Consider the following 15107-nt stretch of genomic DNA (forward strand, 5'->3'; position numbering starts at 1 on the left):
CTATTCGCCCTCGTAGATCAGGTTCACCTCGTCGGCGAACCAGTCGAGGATGTTCCGACGCTTCTTTTTCATCGTCGGGGTGAGCAGGTCGTTGTCCTCGGAGAACTCCTCTTCCACGAGCCGGAACCGCTTGATGCGCTCGTATGACTCGAACTCCTCGTTCACGCGGTCGACCTCCTCTTGAATGCGTTCGCGGACGCGGTCGTCGCGACAGAGCGAGGCGCGGTCGTCCGCGACGTCGTGCCCGCGGTTCTCCGCCCACTTCTCGATCCGTTCGAAGTTCGGGACGATGAGCGCGGAGACGAACTTCCGACCGTCCCCGAGGACGACGCACTGCTCGACGAACTCGTTGGCCGCGAACCGGTCCTCGATGGGCCCGGGGGCGACGTTCTTCCCCGTCGAGAGCACGAGCAGTTGCTTCGCCCGCTCGCGGAACGCGATGTAGCCGTCGGGGCGAAGCTGGACGATGTCGCCGGTGCGGAACCACGGCTCCTCGGCCGGGTCAGTCTCGTCCGTTCCCCCACTGCCGGGACCGATCCGCTGGTCCGGCGGCGTCCCGGCCGTCACGACGTCGTCGCCGAGAACCTCCGCGTCGGTGAACGCCTCCGCGGTCGCGTCCGGACGGTTCCAGTACCCTTCTGTCACCTGCGGGCCGCGGACGAGAAGTTCGCCCACGTCGCCGTCGACGTCCGCGACCTCCTCGCCCACCACGCCGTCGTCGACGGCTATCTCCGTGTCGACGACCGGCGGGCCGATCGTTCCCACCTTCGGCTCCTCCGGCGGGTTAACGCTGATCACCGGCGAGGTCTCGGTGAGTCCGTACCCTTCCAGTATCGGCAGGTCCATCGCGTGATACAGCGAGCACAGCTCGGCCGACAGCGAGCCGCCGCCCGAGATGAAGAAGTCGAAATTCCCGCCGATCGCCTCCCGTACCGACGAGAAGACGAGCCGGTCGGCGACCGCGCGCTTGGCGTCGAGGAGGACTCCCGGATCGTCGGTCTCGTGGTGCGTCTGCCCGACGTCGACGGCCCACTCGAAGATCCGCTCTTTGACCGGCGACTCGCTCGCCTGTTCGCGGATCGCGTCGTAGAGCTTCTCGTAGACGCGAGGGACGCTCGTGGTCGTCGTCGGTCGGACGAGCTGGAAGTCGTCCCGGAGCGTGTCGGAGCTCTCCGCGTAGGCGACGGTCGCGCCCGCCGTGAACATCATGTAGTGGCCGGACATCCGCTCGAAGACGTGCGCGAGCGGGAGGAAGGATAGGGTGGTGGTCTCCGCGGAGATGCCGGGCGCCTCCGGGTCCCGGTCCGGGCGGTCGGCGAACCGCCGGTAACACTGCGAGACGTTGTCGCGGAAGTTGCCGTGCGTGAGCCGGACGCCCTTCGGCTTCCCGGTGGTCCCCGAGGTGTAGATCAGGCTGGCGAGGTCGTCGACGTCGAGCGCGTCGATCCACCCCTCGTAGGTCGCCTCGTCGAACGCGTCGGCGCCGAGTTCGTGGACCTCTCCCAAGGTGTACACGTCGTCGTCGACTTCCGCCGCGTCGACGTCGTCGAAGGTCACGATCGCGTCCAGTTCGTGTTCGAGGTCGTCGCGCACCGCCAGCACGTCGTCGAGCATCGCTCGGTTCTCGGCGACGACCGCGGTCGCCCCCGGGTCCTCCAGCAGGTATCGTAACTGGTTCGGCGACGAGGAGGCGTACACGGTCGTCACGACCGCGCCCGCCGACAGCGCCGCGAAGTCAGTATGCGCCCACTCCATGCGGGTGTGCGCGTACAGCGCCAGCCGCGTGTCGCCGTCCACGCCCAACTCGCGGAACCCGGCCGAGAGGTTGCGGACGATCTCGCGCATCTCGTCGTACGTCAGGTCGGCGTACTCGCCCGCTGCCGCCGGCGGCACGACCCCCGCGGAGACGAGCGACCGGTCGTGGACTCCCCCCTTGTACCGCTGGGCGACGCGCCCCCCGTGTCGCTCCGCGGTGCGCTCGAACATGCGCGGGAGCGTCTCTCGGGCGATCGCGTCGTCCGTGAACGCTCGTTCCGCCTTCTGCCAACTCATACGCCCTCAGTTCCGCCCTATCCTCATAAACAATCCGGTAGTTTGGAGTTTCTCCCCGTCGGGCCGTCGTCGCGGAAATCGTCACGGTCGCCTCAGTGTCACTCCACAGAGAGCGCCTCGCCGCAGACGGTGACGAGAGCGCCTCGCCGTAGACGGTGACGAGAGCGCCTCTCGGAACGGACGTGTTTGCGCGAACCTGCCGGTAAAACTGCGTTCGGGGGCGTCAGCGGTCGCCGGCGATCCGCGTCGCGACGCGGTCTTTGTCCGCGCGGACGCTCTCGGCGAGCTCTGCCGCCTGCGCCAGCACCGGGTAGCGCGGGCCGTCGGTGCGGTCGTAGAGATACGCGTAAAACGCCTTTTCGGTCTCTTCTATGGATGCTCCCGCGCTCATCGGCGGATCGTCGAGCGAGCGTTGCCGGTCGGCGGCGAGCCGGTCGCACTCGTCTTCGAGGTCGCTCAGTCGGTTCCAGACGTCGAGCGCCGCGTCGGCCTCGTTCCCGGACCGGATCCCCTCCAAGTGGCCGAGCAGCCGGCGCCGGCTGCGGTCGATCCCCGAGAGCGTCGTCTCGCGGTCGGCCAGTTCGTCGATCTCCTCCTCGATGGCTTCGGCGAGTCGTGTGCGCGCGTCGGCCGCGCGGCGACTCCGATCGACGAGCGCCGACTGCGCGCCGCTCGACAGCCCGCCGTCCGTCGCCAGCGCGGTCGTCGTGTCCGGCCCGAGTTCGGCCGCCAGGCTCTCCGTCGCCGTCTCGTCGTACTCCTCACGGTAGTGTGGCAGCGACAACACGGTGTCGTCGTACGCGGTCATCACCCGGCGGAGCGTGACGTCCCCGCCGCCGGACGTGCCGCCCGGATGACCGCCGCCCTCGGCCCGGCCGATTCCGCGGAGCGCGCCCGCGGGCACTCCGGCCGGAGTCGAGTCCGTCGCGGCCGAGACGGTGTCCATCTCGGCAACCCGGTCCGCGAACGTCTCGAACGCGTCTCGCTCGTCGAGGACGCGACGCCGCTCGCGGCGACAGGCCGCCTCCGCGTCGCGGACGTACGTGAACGCGAGCAGCGCGAGGAGACCGACGAGCGCGACCGCCGTGATCGCGCCCGGCTCCGTCACGGCCGCCGCCACCTCGCACCAGCCGCTCGAACAGCCCGCCGCCGTCACCCCCTGATCGGGGATCTGGAACACCGCCGTCGATCCCGGTGACATGGTCATTAGGTGCGTTAACACGGTTCATACACTAATCTCTTTGGGCGCGCTTCTCCGGTTTCCGGCGGGATTTCGGTCCTTCGGCTTAGTACCACCTTCATCGAGCGCGGCCGACCAAACGACGGACGTTCCGTCGAGGTCGAGCGGTCGCGGCTCAGTCTCGGACGCCGTCGTCGGTGATCACGGTGTCGATCATGCCGATCGGCGTCGCGTCGTAGCTGGGGTTCTCGATCTCGACGTCCTCGACGGGCTCGCGCATCACCTCGACTGCGTCGCGGAACTCGTTTTCGAACCGGAACTCCTCGATGGTCTTCGCGCCCGAGCCGACGGCGGTGACGGGGACGCCGAGTTCGTGCGCGGTCACCACGAGGGGGAACGTGCCGATCCGGTTGTAGTAGGTGCCGCCCGTGATACAGGTGATTCCGAGGACGACGCGGTCACAGTCCCGGAGCGCGTACCCCATCGCGCTGTCGACGACCATCCGCGTGTCGACGCGCGACATTCCGGCGAGTGCGCGAGCGGTCTTGCGGCCGAGGGTCCGCGGGCGCGCCTCGGTGACGTAGACGGTCAGGTGCGCGCCGTCGCGGGCCGCGTTCTCGATGGCCTCCAGCACCGTCGTCGAGTAGTCGTGGACGAGCAGCGTGTCGCCGTCGTCGATGTGCTCGGCCGCGTTGGCGGCCGCCTCGCCTTTCGCCGTCTCGATGTCTTCGGTGACGCGGGCAATCACGTCCTCCAACAGCTGTTTCGCGCTCTCGACGCTCGTCGCCTCGCCGACGATGGAGCGCTCGACCTCCCGCATTGCGTTGTGGAGCGCCGCGTGGGAGGGGTTCGACCGGCGCAACACGCCCGCGTTGTGCTCGAGGTCGCGCTCGAACTCGTCGACGGTGACGTACTCCCGTTCGAGCAGGTCGCCCAGCGCGCGCGTCGCCTTCACGGCCACCGCCGACGTGCTGTGGGTCCGCATCGCCCGTATCTCGGCGACGGTCTCGTCGATCATGCCTGAAGGGTCGACCGCGCCGGTAAAAGGGGTTCCGGGGTCGGCGACGGACGTGGCCACGCCGACCACGCCCGCGCCGACGCCGACTCAGTCGAGCCCGATCCGGCCGACCGCTCGCGGCAGACAGCCCGTCTCCGGCTCGAAGTACGAGTAGTGGTCCGCGACCAGGTCGGTGACCTCGACGTCGGTGTAGTCGGGTGGCGTGGCCGCGGCGTCCGAGACTCCCCCGTGGCCGACCGCGCGGGTCCGGTCCGATGCCCGGTACACCCAGCCGAGGACTCGGTCCTCCCGACTGTGGAAGTTGTAGACGGGAGCGTCGAGGGCGTCGATCGCCGGCCCGTACCTCCCCCCTTCGGCGACGCTGTCGTGCGGGATCGCCCCGCCGAACAGCGACACCGATTCGAGTACGGCTGTCCGGCCACGGTCGGCGAGTTCGCCGAGCGTCGCGCCCGTCACGCGGGCGCCGAGCGAGTGCGCGAACAGGTGGACCGGTCGTCCGTCCTCGTCGGCCCACCGCACCAGCCAGTCCGCGAGCGGCGCCGCGTTCTCGTCGGCGGTCGCCTTCGCCGGTCCCCAGTCGACGTCCGACGCCCACGAGTAGCCGATCACGGGGAGGGCGTCCGCTTCGGTCGACCCCTCCGTCGCCGCCGCGAGTCCCAGCCGAGCGGTGTACGCCTGATCGCGAGCCGACTCGGCGTCCGCGCCGAGCCCGTGGACGAACAGCACCACGGCGTCGGCGTCGCCGAACGCCCACGAACCCGACCGCGCCGTCGGGTCGCTCTCGTCGAGGCGCCCGCGGGTGCTCACTATCGGCTGCGTCTCGGGGGCCTCGTAGCCGGCGAACCCGGCGTCGAGTTCGTTCGCGACGTAGAGCCCGCCGCCGCCGAGGAGGGCAACGCCGGTCGCGGCCCCGCCGAGCAGCCGCCGTCTCGTGACGGGGCCGTTCGTCGCCCCGGCCGCGTCGGTCGAGTCGTCCGCCTCGGCCGCGTCGCCCGCGCCGTCCGATTCGTCCGATCCGTCTCGGTCGTCAGGAGGGGCCGCGTCGCCCGCGGAGGGATTCCGTGTGATACCGAACACGACGGGCCGATCGATCAAATACCTGACGCGGCGGCGACGGCTGTTTATCGTTCGGTCCCTAATCACCGACATGAGCTATCCGGTCACGTACTACTGTCCGCACTGCGGGACGCTCGTCGCGCTCGAACGCGAGGGGTACCTCGCGGACAAGTCGGTGACGCCGTACCCGCTGGAGGGATGGACGTACGTCGCGCCGACCGAGCCGTTCGACGCGGACGAGGGCGACGGCGGCGAGGGCGATGTCGAGTCGGTCGACGCCGACGGCGTCCGGTTCGTCTGCGGCGAGAGCGACGGCGTCGACTGGGACCCCCACGACGGCGTGCGCGGCACCGACGTCGGCGGCGACGAGCCCTCCCGCGAGCCGGACGCCGACGGGGACGGCTGCGGCGAGCCGTTCTACCTCTCGTTCGTCCGGTACGAGGAGGGCCGGGAGATCGACCCACGCGCAGAGACGGAACTGGTCGAGATCGACCCGGATCCACGGCCGAGCGGTCCCGGCGGCCCGGGCGGTCCCGGAGCGGCCGGCGGCCCGAGCGATTCCGACGGCTTCTGGTGACCGGTCGAACAGCCAAACCCCTTAAACGGTGAGCGAGTAGGCCGTCGTATGGAGAGTATCAACCGGACCGCGATCGAGCTGGTCGACGAGGCGCTCGACTTCGCCGGCGAGCTGGACGTCGTCGGCTACGAACTGGACAACGGCGCCACCGTCGTCGACTTCGGCGTCGACGCGGCCGGCGGCGTCGAGGCCGGCCTGCTGCTCGCGGAGATCCAGACCGCCGGGCTCGCGAACCTGCGAACCCGGATGGGCGAACTCGCCGGCGCGCCCCGCCAGTACGTCGAGCTGTCGACCGACCACCCCGCAGTCGCGCTGCTCTGCTCGCAGAAGGCCGGCTGGGAACTGACGACAGAGGGCGGCTTCGAGGGCCTCGGCTCCGGCCCGGCTCGCGCCCTCGTCGGCCGCGAGACCGAGTTCGAGCGCGTCGGCTACTACGACTCATCGGAGTTCGCCACCCTGACGATCGAGTCCACGACGCTCCCTGACGAGGAGGTCGCGGAGCAGGTCGCCGAACTGGCCGAGGTCGACGCGGAGGGCGTCTTCCTCCCGACCTTCGCGACCGGCTCGACGGCCGGCTCCGTCACCACCGCGGCCCGCGCCGCCGAACTCGCCGTCTTCCGCCTGCTGGAGGTCGGCTACGAGCCCACGGACGTGCTTCACGCCTCCGGCGCCGCGCCGCTCGCGCCCTCGACGCGCGACGAGACCGAGGCGATGGGCCGGACGAACGACGCCTTAGCGTACGGCGGCGAGGTCCACCTCCAAGTCGCGCGCGACGACGACCGGTTCGACGAGATCGTCTCGACCGCCAGCGAGGAGTACGGAACCCCCTTCGTCGAAGTGTTCGAGGACGCCGACTGGGACTTCTACGACGTGCCCGAGAGCGTGTTCGCCCCGGCGCAGGTCACCGTCGACGTGGTCGACGGTCCGGTCTACACCGTCGGCGAGACGAACGAGGAACTGCTCGCCGAGTCGTTCGGCTACCGCTGACCGCCGCGTCGCGACCCCGACCCGACGACTGCCACGCCTCACCGATGCGACTCAAACCCGTCCCGGACCCCCCGACCGGACTCGACGCGCTCCGCGCCTTCCAGCGCGCGGTCCCGCTCGTCCCCGGCGACACGGACGACTGCTGCGCTCGGCTGCGGCGGCGCCGCGACCTCGCGGACCGTCAGACGGCCAACGACTGGCTCGCCTTCCTGCGCACGCTCGGACTCGTCGAGGAGACGCCGCGCGGGTTCGTCCGCGCCGACGCCGAGCCGACCCCGGAACTCGTCCGGGACGGGCTCCGCGACGGGGTGTTGCTCGTCCCGGAGGCGCTCGCTGCGCTCCGGGACGCCTCGCCCGCCGACCCCCTGACCGCCGCCGACCTCTTCGCGGCCACCCGCGACGCCGTGCCGCGACACGACCGCGCTCGCGACCCCGACTGGGAGGCCGCGTGGCGGGACCGCGCGGCCCGACTGCTGGAGTGGCTCGCGCTCGTCGACCTCGCTGTGCCGGTCCGAGGGGACTCCGAACCGGCCGACAGTGACTCGGAGCCCAGCGGCGAGCCCGCGGGATACGTCGCCGGCGACGCCGCCTGACGCCCCCGAGCCGAGGGTCCGCTCCCGCCGCCCCGTCGCGGCTCCGGGTCGGCCCCGCAGCAAGCCTTTTACTCGGGCCCGGAGAGGGACGCACATGAACGGCGGCGACGAGCGCACGGTCCGCTACGAGCCGACGAGCGTCAAGGACCTGCTCGTCGAGATGAAGGACACGTCGGAGCTGCTCATCGACCTGTCGTACTCGGCGGTGCTACACGCGAGCCCGACGGTCGCCGAAGAGGTCGTCGAACTCGAACACCGGATGGACGTGCTCCAGATGCGCGCCCGGATGAGCCTGATGCTCGCCGCGCGCAACCCGAAGGACGCGGAGACGCTCGCCCCCGTTCTCGGGGTCATCTCCGCCGCCGAAAAGATAGCCGACGCCGCGGGCGACATCGCCAAGATCGTCACCGAGGAGATCGGCCTCCCCGACGCGATGCGCGGCGCGCTCTCGGAGGGCGTCGAGACGCTCGTCCGCGGGACCGTCGCCGCCGAATCCGCGTACGCCGGCCGGACCCTGAACGGGATCGACCTCGAATCGGAGACGGGCGTCCGTGTCATCGCGATCCGCCGGGACGACGACTGGATACTCAACCCCGGGCCGACAACCCGGTTGGAGGCGGGCGACGTGACACTGCTTCGCGGCCCCGAGGCGGGCGTCGCGGACGTCTTCCCCGAACTGAGCGGGGAGCCGTTCGAGCCGAACCCGCCGGCCGAACCCGCGATCGACGACTTGGAGCGCGCGGTCGACTCGATCGTGTTGATGAAGAACCTCTCCGAACTCGCGGTCGACCTGGCGTACGGCTCCGTCCTCTTCGACAACGAGGAGCTGGCAGAGGAGGTGAGCAACCTCGAGATAGAGGTGGACGCGCTCCAGTCGCGGTTCGAGGCGTGGACCCTCCGAGCCGCCCGCGAGGCCGACGACCCCGTCTCGCTGCGCGGACTCATCCACCTCGGCGTCGCGACCGAGGAGATATCCGACGCCGCGCTGGCGATCACCGAGGGCGTCCGTCGCGACCTCGACGTCCATCCCGTCGTCGAGATGGCGGTCCAGGAGTCCGACGAGATCATCACGCGGACCGTCGTCACGGAAGGGAGCGACCTCGACGGGACGGCGATCACCGACGGCGTGCCCGCGACGGACGTCTCCACGAGCGTGCTCGCGATCCGACGCCCCGAAGACGGGTGGCTGCTGGCTCCCGACATCGACACCACCCTCCGGGGCGGCGACGTGGTCATCTCGAAGGGAACCCGCACCTCGGCCGCGGAGTTCGATGCCCTCGCCGCCTGACCCGTCCGCTCCCGGCTCGGGGGCGGGCGGCGACGAGCCGGCCGGAGACCCGGACCCGGCGGTCCCGGACTCGGGTCCGGCGCCACAAGCGTCGGACCCCGGCGCCCTCGCTCGGGCGTACTACGACGCGCTCGACGCCGGGGACTACGACCGACTCGCGTCCGTCCTCGCTCCCGACTTCGTCCAGCGACGCCCGGACCGGACCTTCGAGGGGCGCGACCGGTTCGTCGCGTTCATGCGCGACGACCGACCGAACACGGACACGACGCACGCCGTCGAGCGCGTCTATCCGTCCGGTCCGGGCGTGGCGGTCCACGGCCGACTGCTCGACGCCGACGGCGAGGAGCTGTTCGCGTTCGTCGACGTGTTCGACGTCGCGGAGGGTCGCCTGACCGCGCTGGAGACGTACGCGGCCGAGTCGTAGAACGGAGCCGCGTGAGCGCGGTACGAGCCGCCTACCAAGCCGCGCGCAACACGCCGAGAACCCCCTCGACCGTCGCGTCGAACTCCCCCGGCGCGCGCTCCATCGGCGGGTCATCGGCGACGAACTCCGCGATCGCCGGCAGGTCCGCCTCGTCGGTCTCGGGCAGGTCTCGGAGCCGAGCGGGGACGTCGAGCGCGTCGCGCACGTCGGCGACCGCCTCCACGACGTCCTCCGCGATCGCGTCGTCGCCGCGGCCGTCGGTCCGGACCCCTAACCCGGTCGCGAGCGCCCGGCGACTCCCGTCGACCTCGTCGAAGAGGTACGCCAGCGCGTGGGGCGCGACGACCGCGTGGATCGCGCCCTGCTGGACGTCGTAGCGGCGGGCGAACCCGTGGCCGAACGCGTGGATCACGCTAATCTTCCGGTCGAGTTGGACGAGCAGCGACCCCACGACCGCGCGGTCCACGGTCGCCTCGCCGTCCGGCCTGTCGCCGGCGACGCGGGGGAGTGCGTCGGCGAGGAGCCGGAGCCCGTGGACCGCGGCCGCGTCGCTCACCGGTGAGGCGTCGCGGGCGTACGGCGTCTCGATCCCCTTGTCGAAGCCGTTCATCGCCGACCCCGCCAGCACCGAGGTCGGCGTGGTCTCGAACAGGTCCGGGTCCGCGACGTCCGCGATCGGCCACGCGCCGCCCCCGCTGACGCTGATCGGCTGCCCGGTCGGCGACTCCTCGGCCGAGAACACCTCCAGCGACCCGCCGGTGGAGATGTCCGCCCCCGCGAAGGTCGTCGGCACGACGACGGACGGGAAGGCGGGGCCGCTCCCGGGCGCGAGGTCGCCGAGCGCGTCGTTCCCCGCCTCAGCGTCGGCGCGGAGGTCGCCGAGGTCGCGGCCGTCGGCCGCGAGGAGCGTCGCCTGCCTCGCGATGTCGAGGCTGGCGCCGCCGCCGACCGCGACGAGGACGTTCGCCCCGACCTCGGCCCGCGCGTCGAGCAGGTCGTAGGCGGTCTCGACCCGCTTGTCCGGCGAGGTCCCGTCGAAGACGCCGGCGAGCCGCTCGCCGAGTCCCACTCGGACCGGGTCCATCAGCGCGTCGTTCGCGCCCGTGTTCGAGCCGCAGACGACGAGCGCGTCGTCGAGGCCGCGATCGGCGAGCCAGTCGCCGAGACCGGCGATTCGGCCCCGTCCGTACCGGATCTCGCAGCCGCGGTGAACGTGTTCGAAGGAGTCCGCGATCGGTAGCATCGACGACAGCTACTCGCGGCCCGGGCTTGTAGCTGTGGGAGCGATCGGCACACGGGCTCGACCGTGCGACGGCGGGCGCTACGCCCCACAGTTTACCGTTCGCGAAGCTTCGGGGCCTCTCACGCCCGCGCGCGTGCGCCGGCTTTATAAGCCGACAGCAATTAGCTGGAGTAAGTTCCTATGTCAGAGCAGAGCGAATACGGAGCCGGCCAGATACAGGTCCTCGAAGGCCTACAGGCCGTCCGTAAGCGACCGGCGATGTACATCGGGTCCACGGACGGTCGGGGGCTCCACCATCTCGTCTACGAGGTCGTCGACAACTCCATCGACGAGGCCCTCGCGGGCTACTGCGAGGGGATAGAGGTGCGCATTCACGACGACGGGTCCGTCTCGGTCCGCGACGACGGGCGCGGCATCCCCGTCGACACCCACGAAGAGTACGACCGCCCCGCGCTGGAGGTCATCCTCACCGTCCTCCACGCCGGCGGGAAGTTCGACTCCAAGTCGTACCAGGTCTCGGGGGGGCTCCACGGCGTCGGCGTCAGCGTCGTCAACGCCCTCTCCGAGCGACTAGAGGTCGAAGTCAAACGCGACGGCGGCGTCTTTCGCCACCGCTTCGCTGGCGGCGAACCCGCCGAGGACGGCTTCGAGCGCGTCCGCGACATGGACGCCGACGAGTCGACCGGGACCCGGATCCGCTTTTGGCCCGACGAGGACATCTTCGAGACGACCGACTTCCAGACGTCGACGCTGGCCAACCGCCTCCGCGAACTGGCCTTCCTCAACTCCGGCGTCAAGATCCGGCTCGTCGACGACCGCGACGACACCGAGGAGACATTCCAGTACGACGGCGGCATCCGCGAGTTCGTCGAGTACCTCAACGAGACGCGCTCGCCGATCCACGAGGACGTCATCTACTTCGAGGACGAGTCAGACGGCGTCCACGTCGAGGTCGCGATGCAGGCCACCGAGGAGCTTCAGGGCTCCGTCCACGCGTTCGCGAACAACATCAACACCCGCGAGGGAGGGACCCACCTCACCGGCTTCAAGACGGCCCTGACCCGGACGGTCAACGACTACGCCAACGACCGCGGGCTCGTCAACGACCTCGACGCCAACCTCAAGGGCGAAGACGTCCGCGAGGGGCTCACGGCCGTCGTCTCGGTGAAACACCCGGACCCGCAGTTCGAGGGACAGACGAAGACGAAGCTCGGCAACAGCGAGGTCCGCGGCATCGTCGAGTCCGCGACCCACGAGAAGCTCGGGACCTTCTTCGAGGAGAACCCCGACACCGCCGAGAAGGTCGTTCACAAGGCCGCCGAGGCGGCGCGCGCCCGGAAGGCCGCGAAGAAGGCCGAGGAGCTGACCCGCCGGAAGTCCGCCCTGGAGTCGACGGCGCTCCCCGGAAAGCTGGCCGACTGTCAGACCCGCGACCCGACCGAGGCTGAGCTGTTCGTGGTCGAGGGCGACAGCGCGGGCGGCAGCGCGAAGCAGGGACGGAACCGCGAGAACCAGGCGATTCTCCCCCTCAAAGGCAAGATACTCAACGTCGAGAAACACCGCCTCGACCGCATCCTGGAGAACGACGAGATCCGCGCGCTCATCACCGCGATCGGCGCGGGCGTCGGCGAGGAGTTCGACATCGACGACGTGCGCTACAACAAGATCATCCTGATGACGGACGCCGACGTCGACGGCGCCCACATCCGGACGCTCCTTCTGACGCTCCTCTACCGACACATGAAGCCGCTCCTGGAGGCCGGCTACGTGTACGCGGCCCAGCCGCCGCTCTACCGCGTCCGCTACCGCGGCGAGACGTACGACGCGATGACCGAGGCGGAACGCGACCGCATCGTCGAGGAGAAGTGCGACGGCAACCCCACGCAGGTCCAGCGGTTCAAGGGCCTCGGCGAGATGAACCCCGACCAGCTGTGGGACACCACGATGGACCCGGAGAACCGTCGGCTCAAGCGGATCACCATCGACGACGCCGCCGCGGCGGACCGGATGTTCAACGTGCTGATGGGTGACGCGGTCGAACCGCGGAAGCAGTTCATCAAAGAGCACGCGACCGAAGCGGAGTGGGTGGACATATGAGCTCCGACGTACCCGACACTGACCCCGAGGGCGTTCCCGCCGCGCAGGTGACGAACGCGCGCATCGAAGACGAGATGGAGCAGTCGTACATCGACTACGCGATGTCGGTCATCGCGGGACGCGCGCTGCCGGACGTTCGCGACGGGCTCAAGCCGGTCCACCGCCGCATCCTCTTCGCGATGAACGAGGCGGGCGTGACCAGCAACTCCGCGCACCGCAAGTCCTCGTCCGTCGTCGGCGAGACGATGGGCGACTACCACCCGCACGGGGACAGCGCCATCTACGACACCCTCGCGCGCATGGCGCAGGACTTCTCGATGCGCTACCCGCTCGTCGACGGCCAGGGGAACTTCGGTTCCGTCGACGGCGACCCGCCGGCCGCGATGCGGTACACGGAGGCCCGGATGGCCCCCATCGCCGAGGAGCTGATGGCGGACATCGAGCGCGACACCGTCGACTTCCAGGCCAACTACGACGACCGGCTGGAGGAGCCCGAAGTGCTGCCGGCGGCGTTCCCGAACCTGCTCGTCAACGGCTCCTCGGGCATCGCGGTCGGGATGTCGACGAACATCCCGCCCCACAACCTGGGCGAAGTGATCGACGCGACCGTCGCGCTGATCGAGGACCCCGACTGTACCGTCGAGGACCTGATGGAACACGTCAAGGGGCCCGACTTCCCGACCGGCGCGAACATCGTCGGCCGGAACGCGGTCCACAAGGCGTACAAGACCGGCCGCGGCCGCATTCGCGTCCGCGCCGAGTTCGAGGTCGACGAGGAGGAGGGCCGGATCGTCATCAGCGAGCTCCCCTTCCAGCAGAACAAGTCCCGACTCGTCGAGCGGATCGCGGACGACGTCAACGAGGGTTCGATCGAGGGGATCCGCGACCTCCGCGACGAGTCCGACCGCGACGGCATCCGGATCGTCGTCGAGCTCAAGCGCGACGCGATGGCGGAAGTGGTGAAAAACCAGCTGTTGGAGAGCCACCTCGAACGCACGTTCGGCGTCATTAACCTCGCGCTGGTCGACGGCTCGCCGCGGGTGTTGGACCTCAAGGAGACCCTGGAACACTACGTCGAGCACCGGCGCGACGTGGTCCGGCGGCGCTCCGAACACGAACTCGCGGAGCGCGAGGACCGCGCGCACATCCTCGAAGGTCGGCTGAAGGCGCTCGACAACGTCGACAGCGTCGTCGAGACGATACAGGACTCCGACGACCGCGACGCCGCGAAGGCGGCCCTCGAGTCGGCGTTCGAGTTCACCGAGGCGCAGGCGGCACACATCGTCCGGATGCAGCTCGGTTCGCTCACGTCGATGGAGACCGCGGAGATCGAGTCCGAGTACGAGGACGTGACCGCCCGGATCGAGCGGCTGGAGACGATCCTCGCGAACCCCGGCGAGCTCGATCAGGTGATCGTCGACGAGCTCGAAGAGATCAAAGCCGAGTACGACGACGAGCGCCGCACGAGCTTCATCGAGGACGTGGGCGACGTGACTCACGAGGACCTCATCCCGGAAGAGGAGCAGGTCGTCGTGATGAGCGAGGACGACTACATCAAGCGGATGCCCCTCGACGAGTTCCGCGCGCAGAACCGCGGCGGGAAGGGGATCATCGGCACGGGGCTCAAGGAGGGCGACCGCGTCTCCTCCGTGTTCGCGGCCAACTCTCACGACTACCTCCTCGTGTTCACGAACCACGGGCAGATCTACGAGCTGAAGACCTACGAGATCCCGGAGATGTCCCGCACGGCCCGCGGGAAGTCCGCGGTCAACCTCCTCGATCTGGACGACGGCGAGGAGATCGAGTCGGTGGTCAACACCGAGGACCTCGACGACGACGAGTTCCTCACGATGGTCACCCGCGACGGCTACATCAAGCGGACCGCCGTCGACGAGTTCGGTAACATCAGGTCCACCGGTATCCGCGCCATCCGGCTCGAGGACGGCGACGAACTCGTCGACGTCGAGGTCACGGACGGGGACACCCACATCGTCATCGGGAGTCAACACGGGATGGCGATCCGGTTCGAGGAGTCGGAAGCCCGCGCGATGGGCCGCACCGCCCGCGGCGTGATCGGGATCGACCTCCGCGAGGGCGACGCCGTCGCCGGCGTCGCCGCCATCGACGAGGGGTACCACAACTGGGTGCTCACCGTGACCGAGAACGGGTACGGGAAGCGCTCGGACCTCGACGAGTACCGGCCGCAGTCGCGGAACGGCAAGGGCCTCGTCGACATCAAGACCGGCGATCGCAACGGCGAGGTCGTCGCCATCGAGGCGGTCACCCACGGCGACCACCTGATCGCGATGAGCGCGGACGGCCAGATCATGCGGACGCGCGTCGAGGAGATATCGACGGTGAGCCGCAACACGAAGGGCGTCATCGTGATGAACCTCGACCCCGACGACGAGGTCGCCTCCGTCGACATCGTTCCGGAGGCGACGCACGCCGCCGTCGAGTCCGACGCGTCCGAGACCGACGCGTCCGAGGCGGAGTCAGACGACAGCTCGGCCGACCTCGACGCCGCGGTCGACGCCGAGTAAGCCGCTCGCGACGGCTCGTCTTCGCCGCGGTGACCGCTTTTCGCCCCGC

At 69.9% G+C, this 15107-nt stretch carries 12 protein-coding genes; 7 read left to right on the plus strand and 5 right to left on the minus strand.

Annotated elements, in window-relative coordinates; all coding sequences use genetic code 11:
- From ABDZ89_RS03055 to ABDZ89_RS03070, 4 genes are all read right to left on the minus strand, one after another.
- Nucleotides 1-2052 (minus strand): AMP-dependent synthetase/ligase, encoded by a 2052-nt coding sequence (locus ABDZ89_RS03055; RefSeq protein WP_343776511.1) that lies wholly within the window; start codon nt 2050-2052, stop codon nt 1-3.
- 223 nt (nt 2053-2275) lie between these two features.
- The gene (locus tag ABDZ89_RS03060) at nt 2276-3259 is read right to left on the minus strand and encodes a DUF7260 family protein (RefSeq protein WP_343776513.1); all 984 of its coding nucleotides are present in this window, start codon (nt 3257-3259) and stop codon (nt 2276-2278) included.
- 148 nt (nt 3260-3407) lie between these two features.
- Nucleotides 3408-4250, minus strand: a complete 843-nt coding sequence (locus ABDZ89_RS03065; protein WP_343776515.1) for an eIF2B alpha/beta/delta subunit family protein — start codon at nt 4248-4250, stop codon at nt 3408-3410.
- An 87-nt stretch (nt 4251-4337) separates the two neighbouring features.
- Entirely contained in the window at nt 4338-5171 is an 834-nt protein-coding gene (locus ABDZ89_RS03070; RefSeq protein ID WP_343776982.1) for a DUF726 domain-containing protein, read from the minus strand.
- 226 nt (nt 5172-5397) lie between these two features.
- On the opposite strand from ABDZ89_RS03070, the gene ABDZ89_RS03075 reads away from it, so the two are divergent.
- The 5 genes from ABDZ89_RS03075 (at nt 5398) to ABDZ89_RS03095 (ending at nt 9175) form a co-directional block, all read left to right on the plus strand.
- Complete coding sequence (locus ABDZ89_RS03075) at nt 5398-5883, plus strand: DUF7969 family protein (protein WP_343776517.1); 486 nt, start codon at nt 5398-5400, stop codon at nt 5881-5883.
- Nucleotides 5884-5931: 48 nt separating this feature from the next.
- Nucleotides 5932-6870, plus strand: a complete 939-nt coding sequence (gene mch / locus ABDZ89_RS03080; RefSeq protein ID WP_343776519.1) for a methenyltetrahydromethanopterin cyclohydrolase — start codon at nt 5932-5934, stop codon at nt 6868-6870.
- Nucleotides 6871-6914: 44 nt separating this feature from the next.
- The gene (locus ABDZ89_RS03085) at nt 6915-7463 is read left to right on the plus strand and encodes a double winged helix-containing putative transcriptional regulator (RefSeq protein ID WP_343776521.1); all 549 of its coding nucleotides are present in this window, start codon (nt 6915-6917) and stop codon (nt 7461-7463) included.
- Between the two features lie 94 nt (nt 7464-7557).
- Nucleotides 7558-8751: a potassium channel family protein gene (locus ABDZ89_RS03090; protein ID WP_343776523.1), complete on the plus strand. Its 1194-nt coding sequence runs from the start codon at nt 7558-7560 to the stop codon at nt 8749-8751.
- Nucleotides 8735-9175: a nuclear transport factor 2 family protein gene (locus ABDZ89_RS03095; RefSeq protein WP_343776525.1), complete on the plus strand. Its 441-nt coding sequence runs from the start codon at nt 8735-8737 to the stop codon at nt 9173-9175. The genes ABDZ89_RS03090 and ABDZ89_RS03095 overlap by 17 nt, the downstream gene beginning before the upstream one ends.
- 31 nt (nt 9176-9206) lie before the next feature.
- On the opposite strand, the gene ABDZ89_RS03100 is transcribed toward ABDZ89_RS03095, so the two are convergent.
- On the minus strand, nt 9207-10418 hold the full coding sequence (locus ABDZ89_RS03100) for an iron-containing alcohol dehydrogenase family protein (protein WP_343776527.1): 1212 nt from the start codon (nt 10416-10418) through the stop codon (nt 9207-9209).
- A gap of 180 nt (nt 10419-10598) precedes the next feature.
- Here ABDZ89_RS03100 and gyrB point away from each other — a divergent pair, with 180 nt between their 5' ends.
- Nucleotides 10599-12515 (plus strand): DNA topoisomerase (ATP-hydrolyzing) subunit B, encoded by a 1917-nt coding sequence (gene gyrB, locus ABDZ89_RS03105; protein ID WP_343776529.1) that lies wholly within the window; start codon nt 10599-10601, stop codon nt 12513-12515.
- Nucleotides 12512-15058: a DNA gyrase subunit A gene (gene gyrA / locus ABDZ89_RS03110; protein WP_343776531.1), complete on the plus strand. Its 2547-nt coding sequence runs from the start codon at nt 12512-12514 to the stop codon at nt 15056-15058. The genes gyrB and gyrA overlap by 4 nt, the downstream gene beginning before the upstream one ends.
- The last annotated feature ends 49 nt before the right edge of the window (nt 15059-15107 follow it).

Source organism: Halorubrum ejinorense, from assembly GCF_039522565.1.
Lineage (GTDB): Archaea > Halobacteriota > Halobacteria > Halobacteriales > Haloferacaceae > Halorubrum > Halorubrum ejinorense.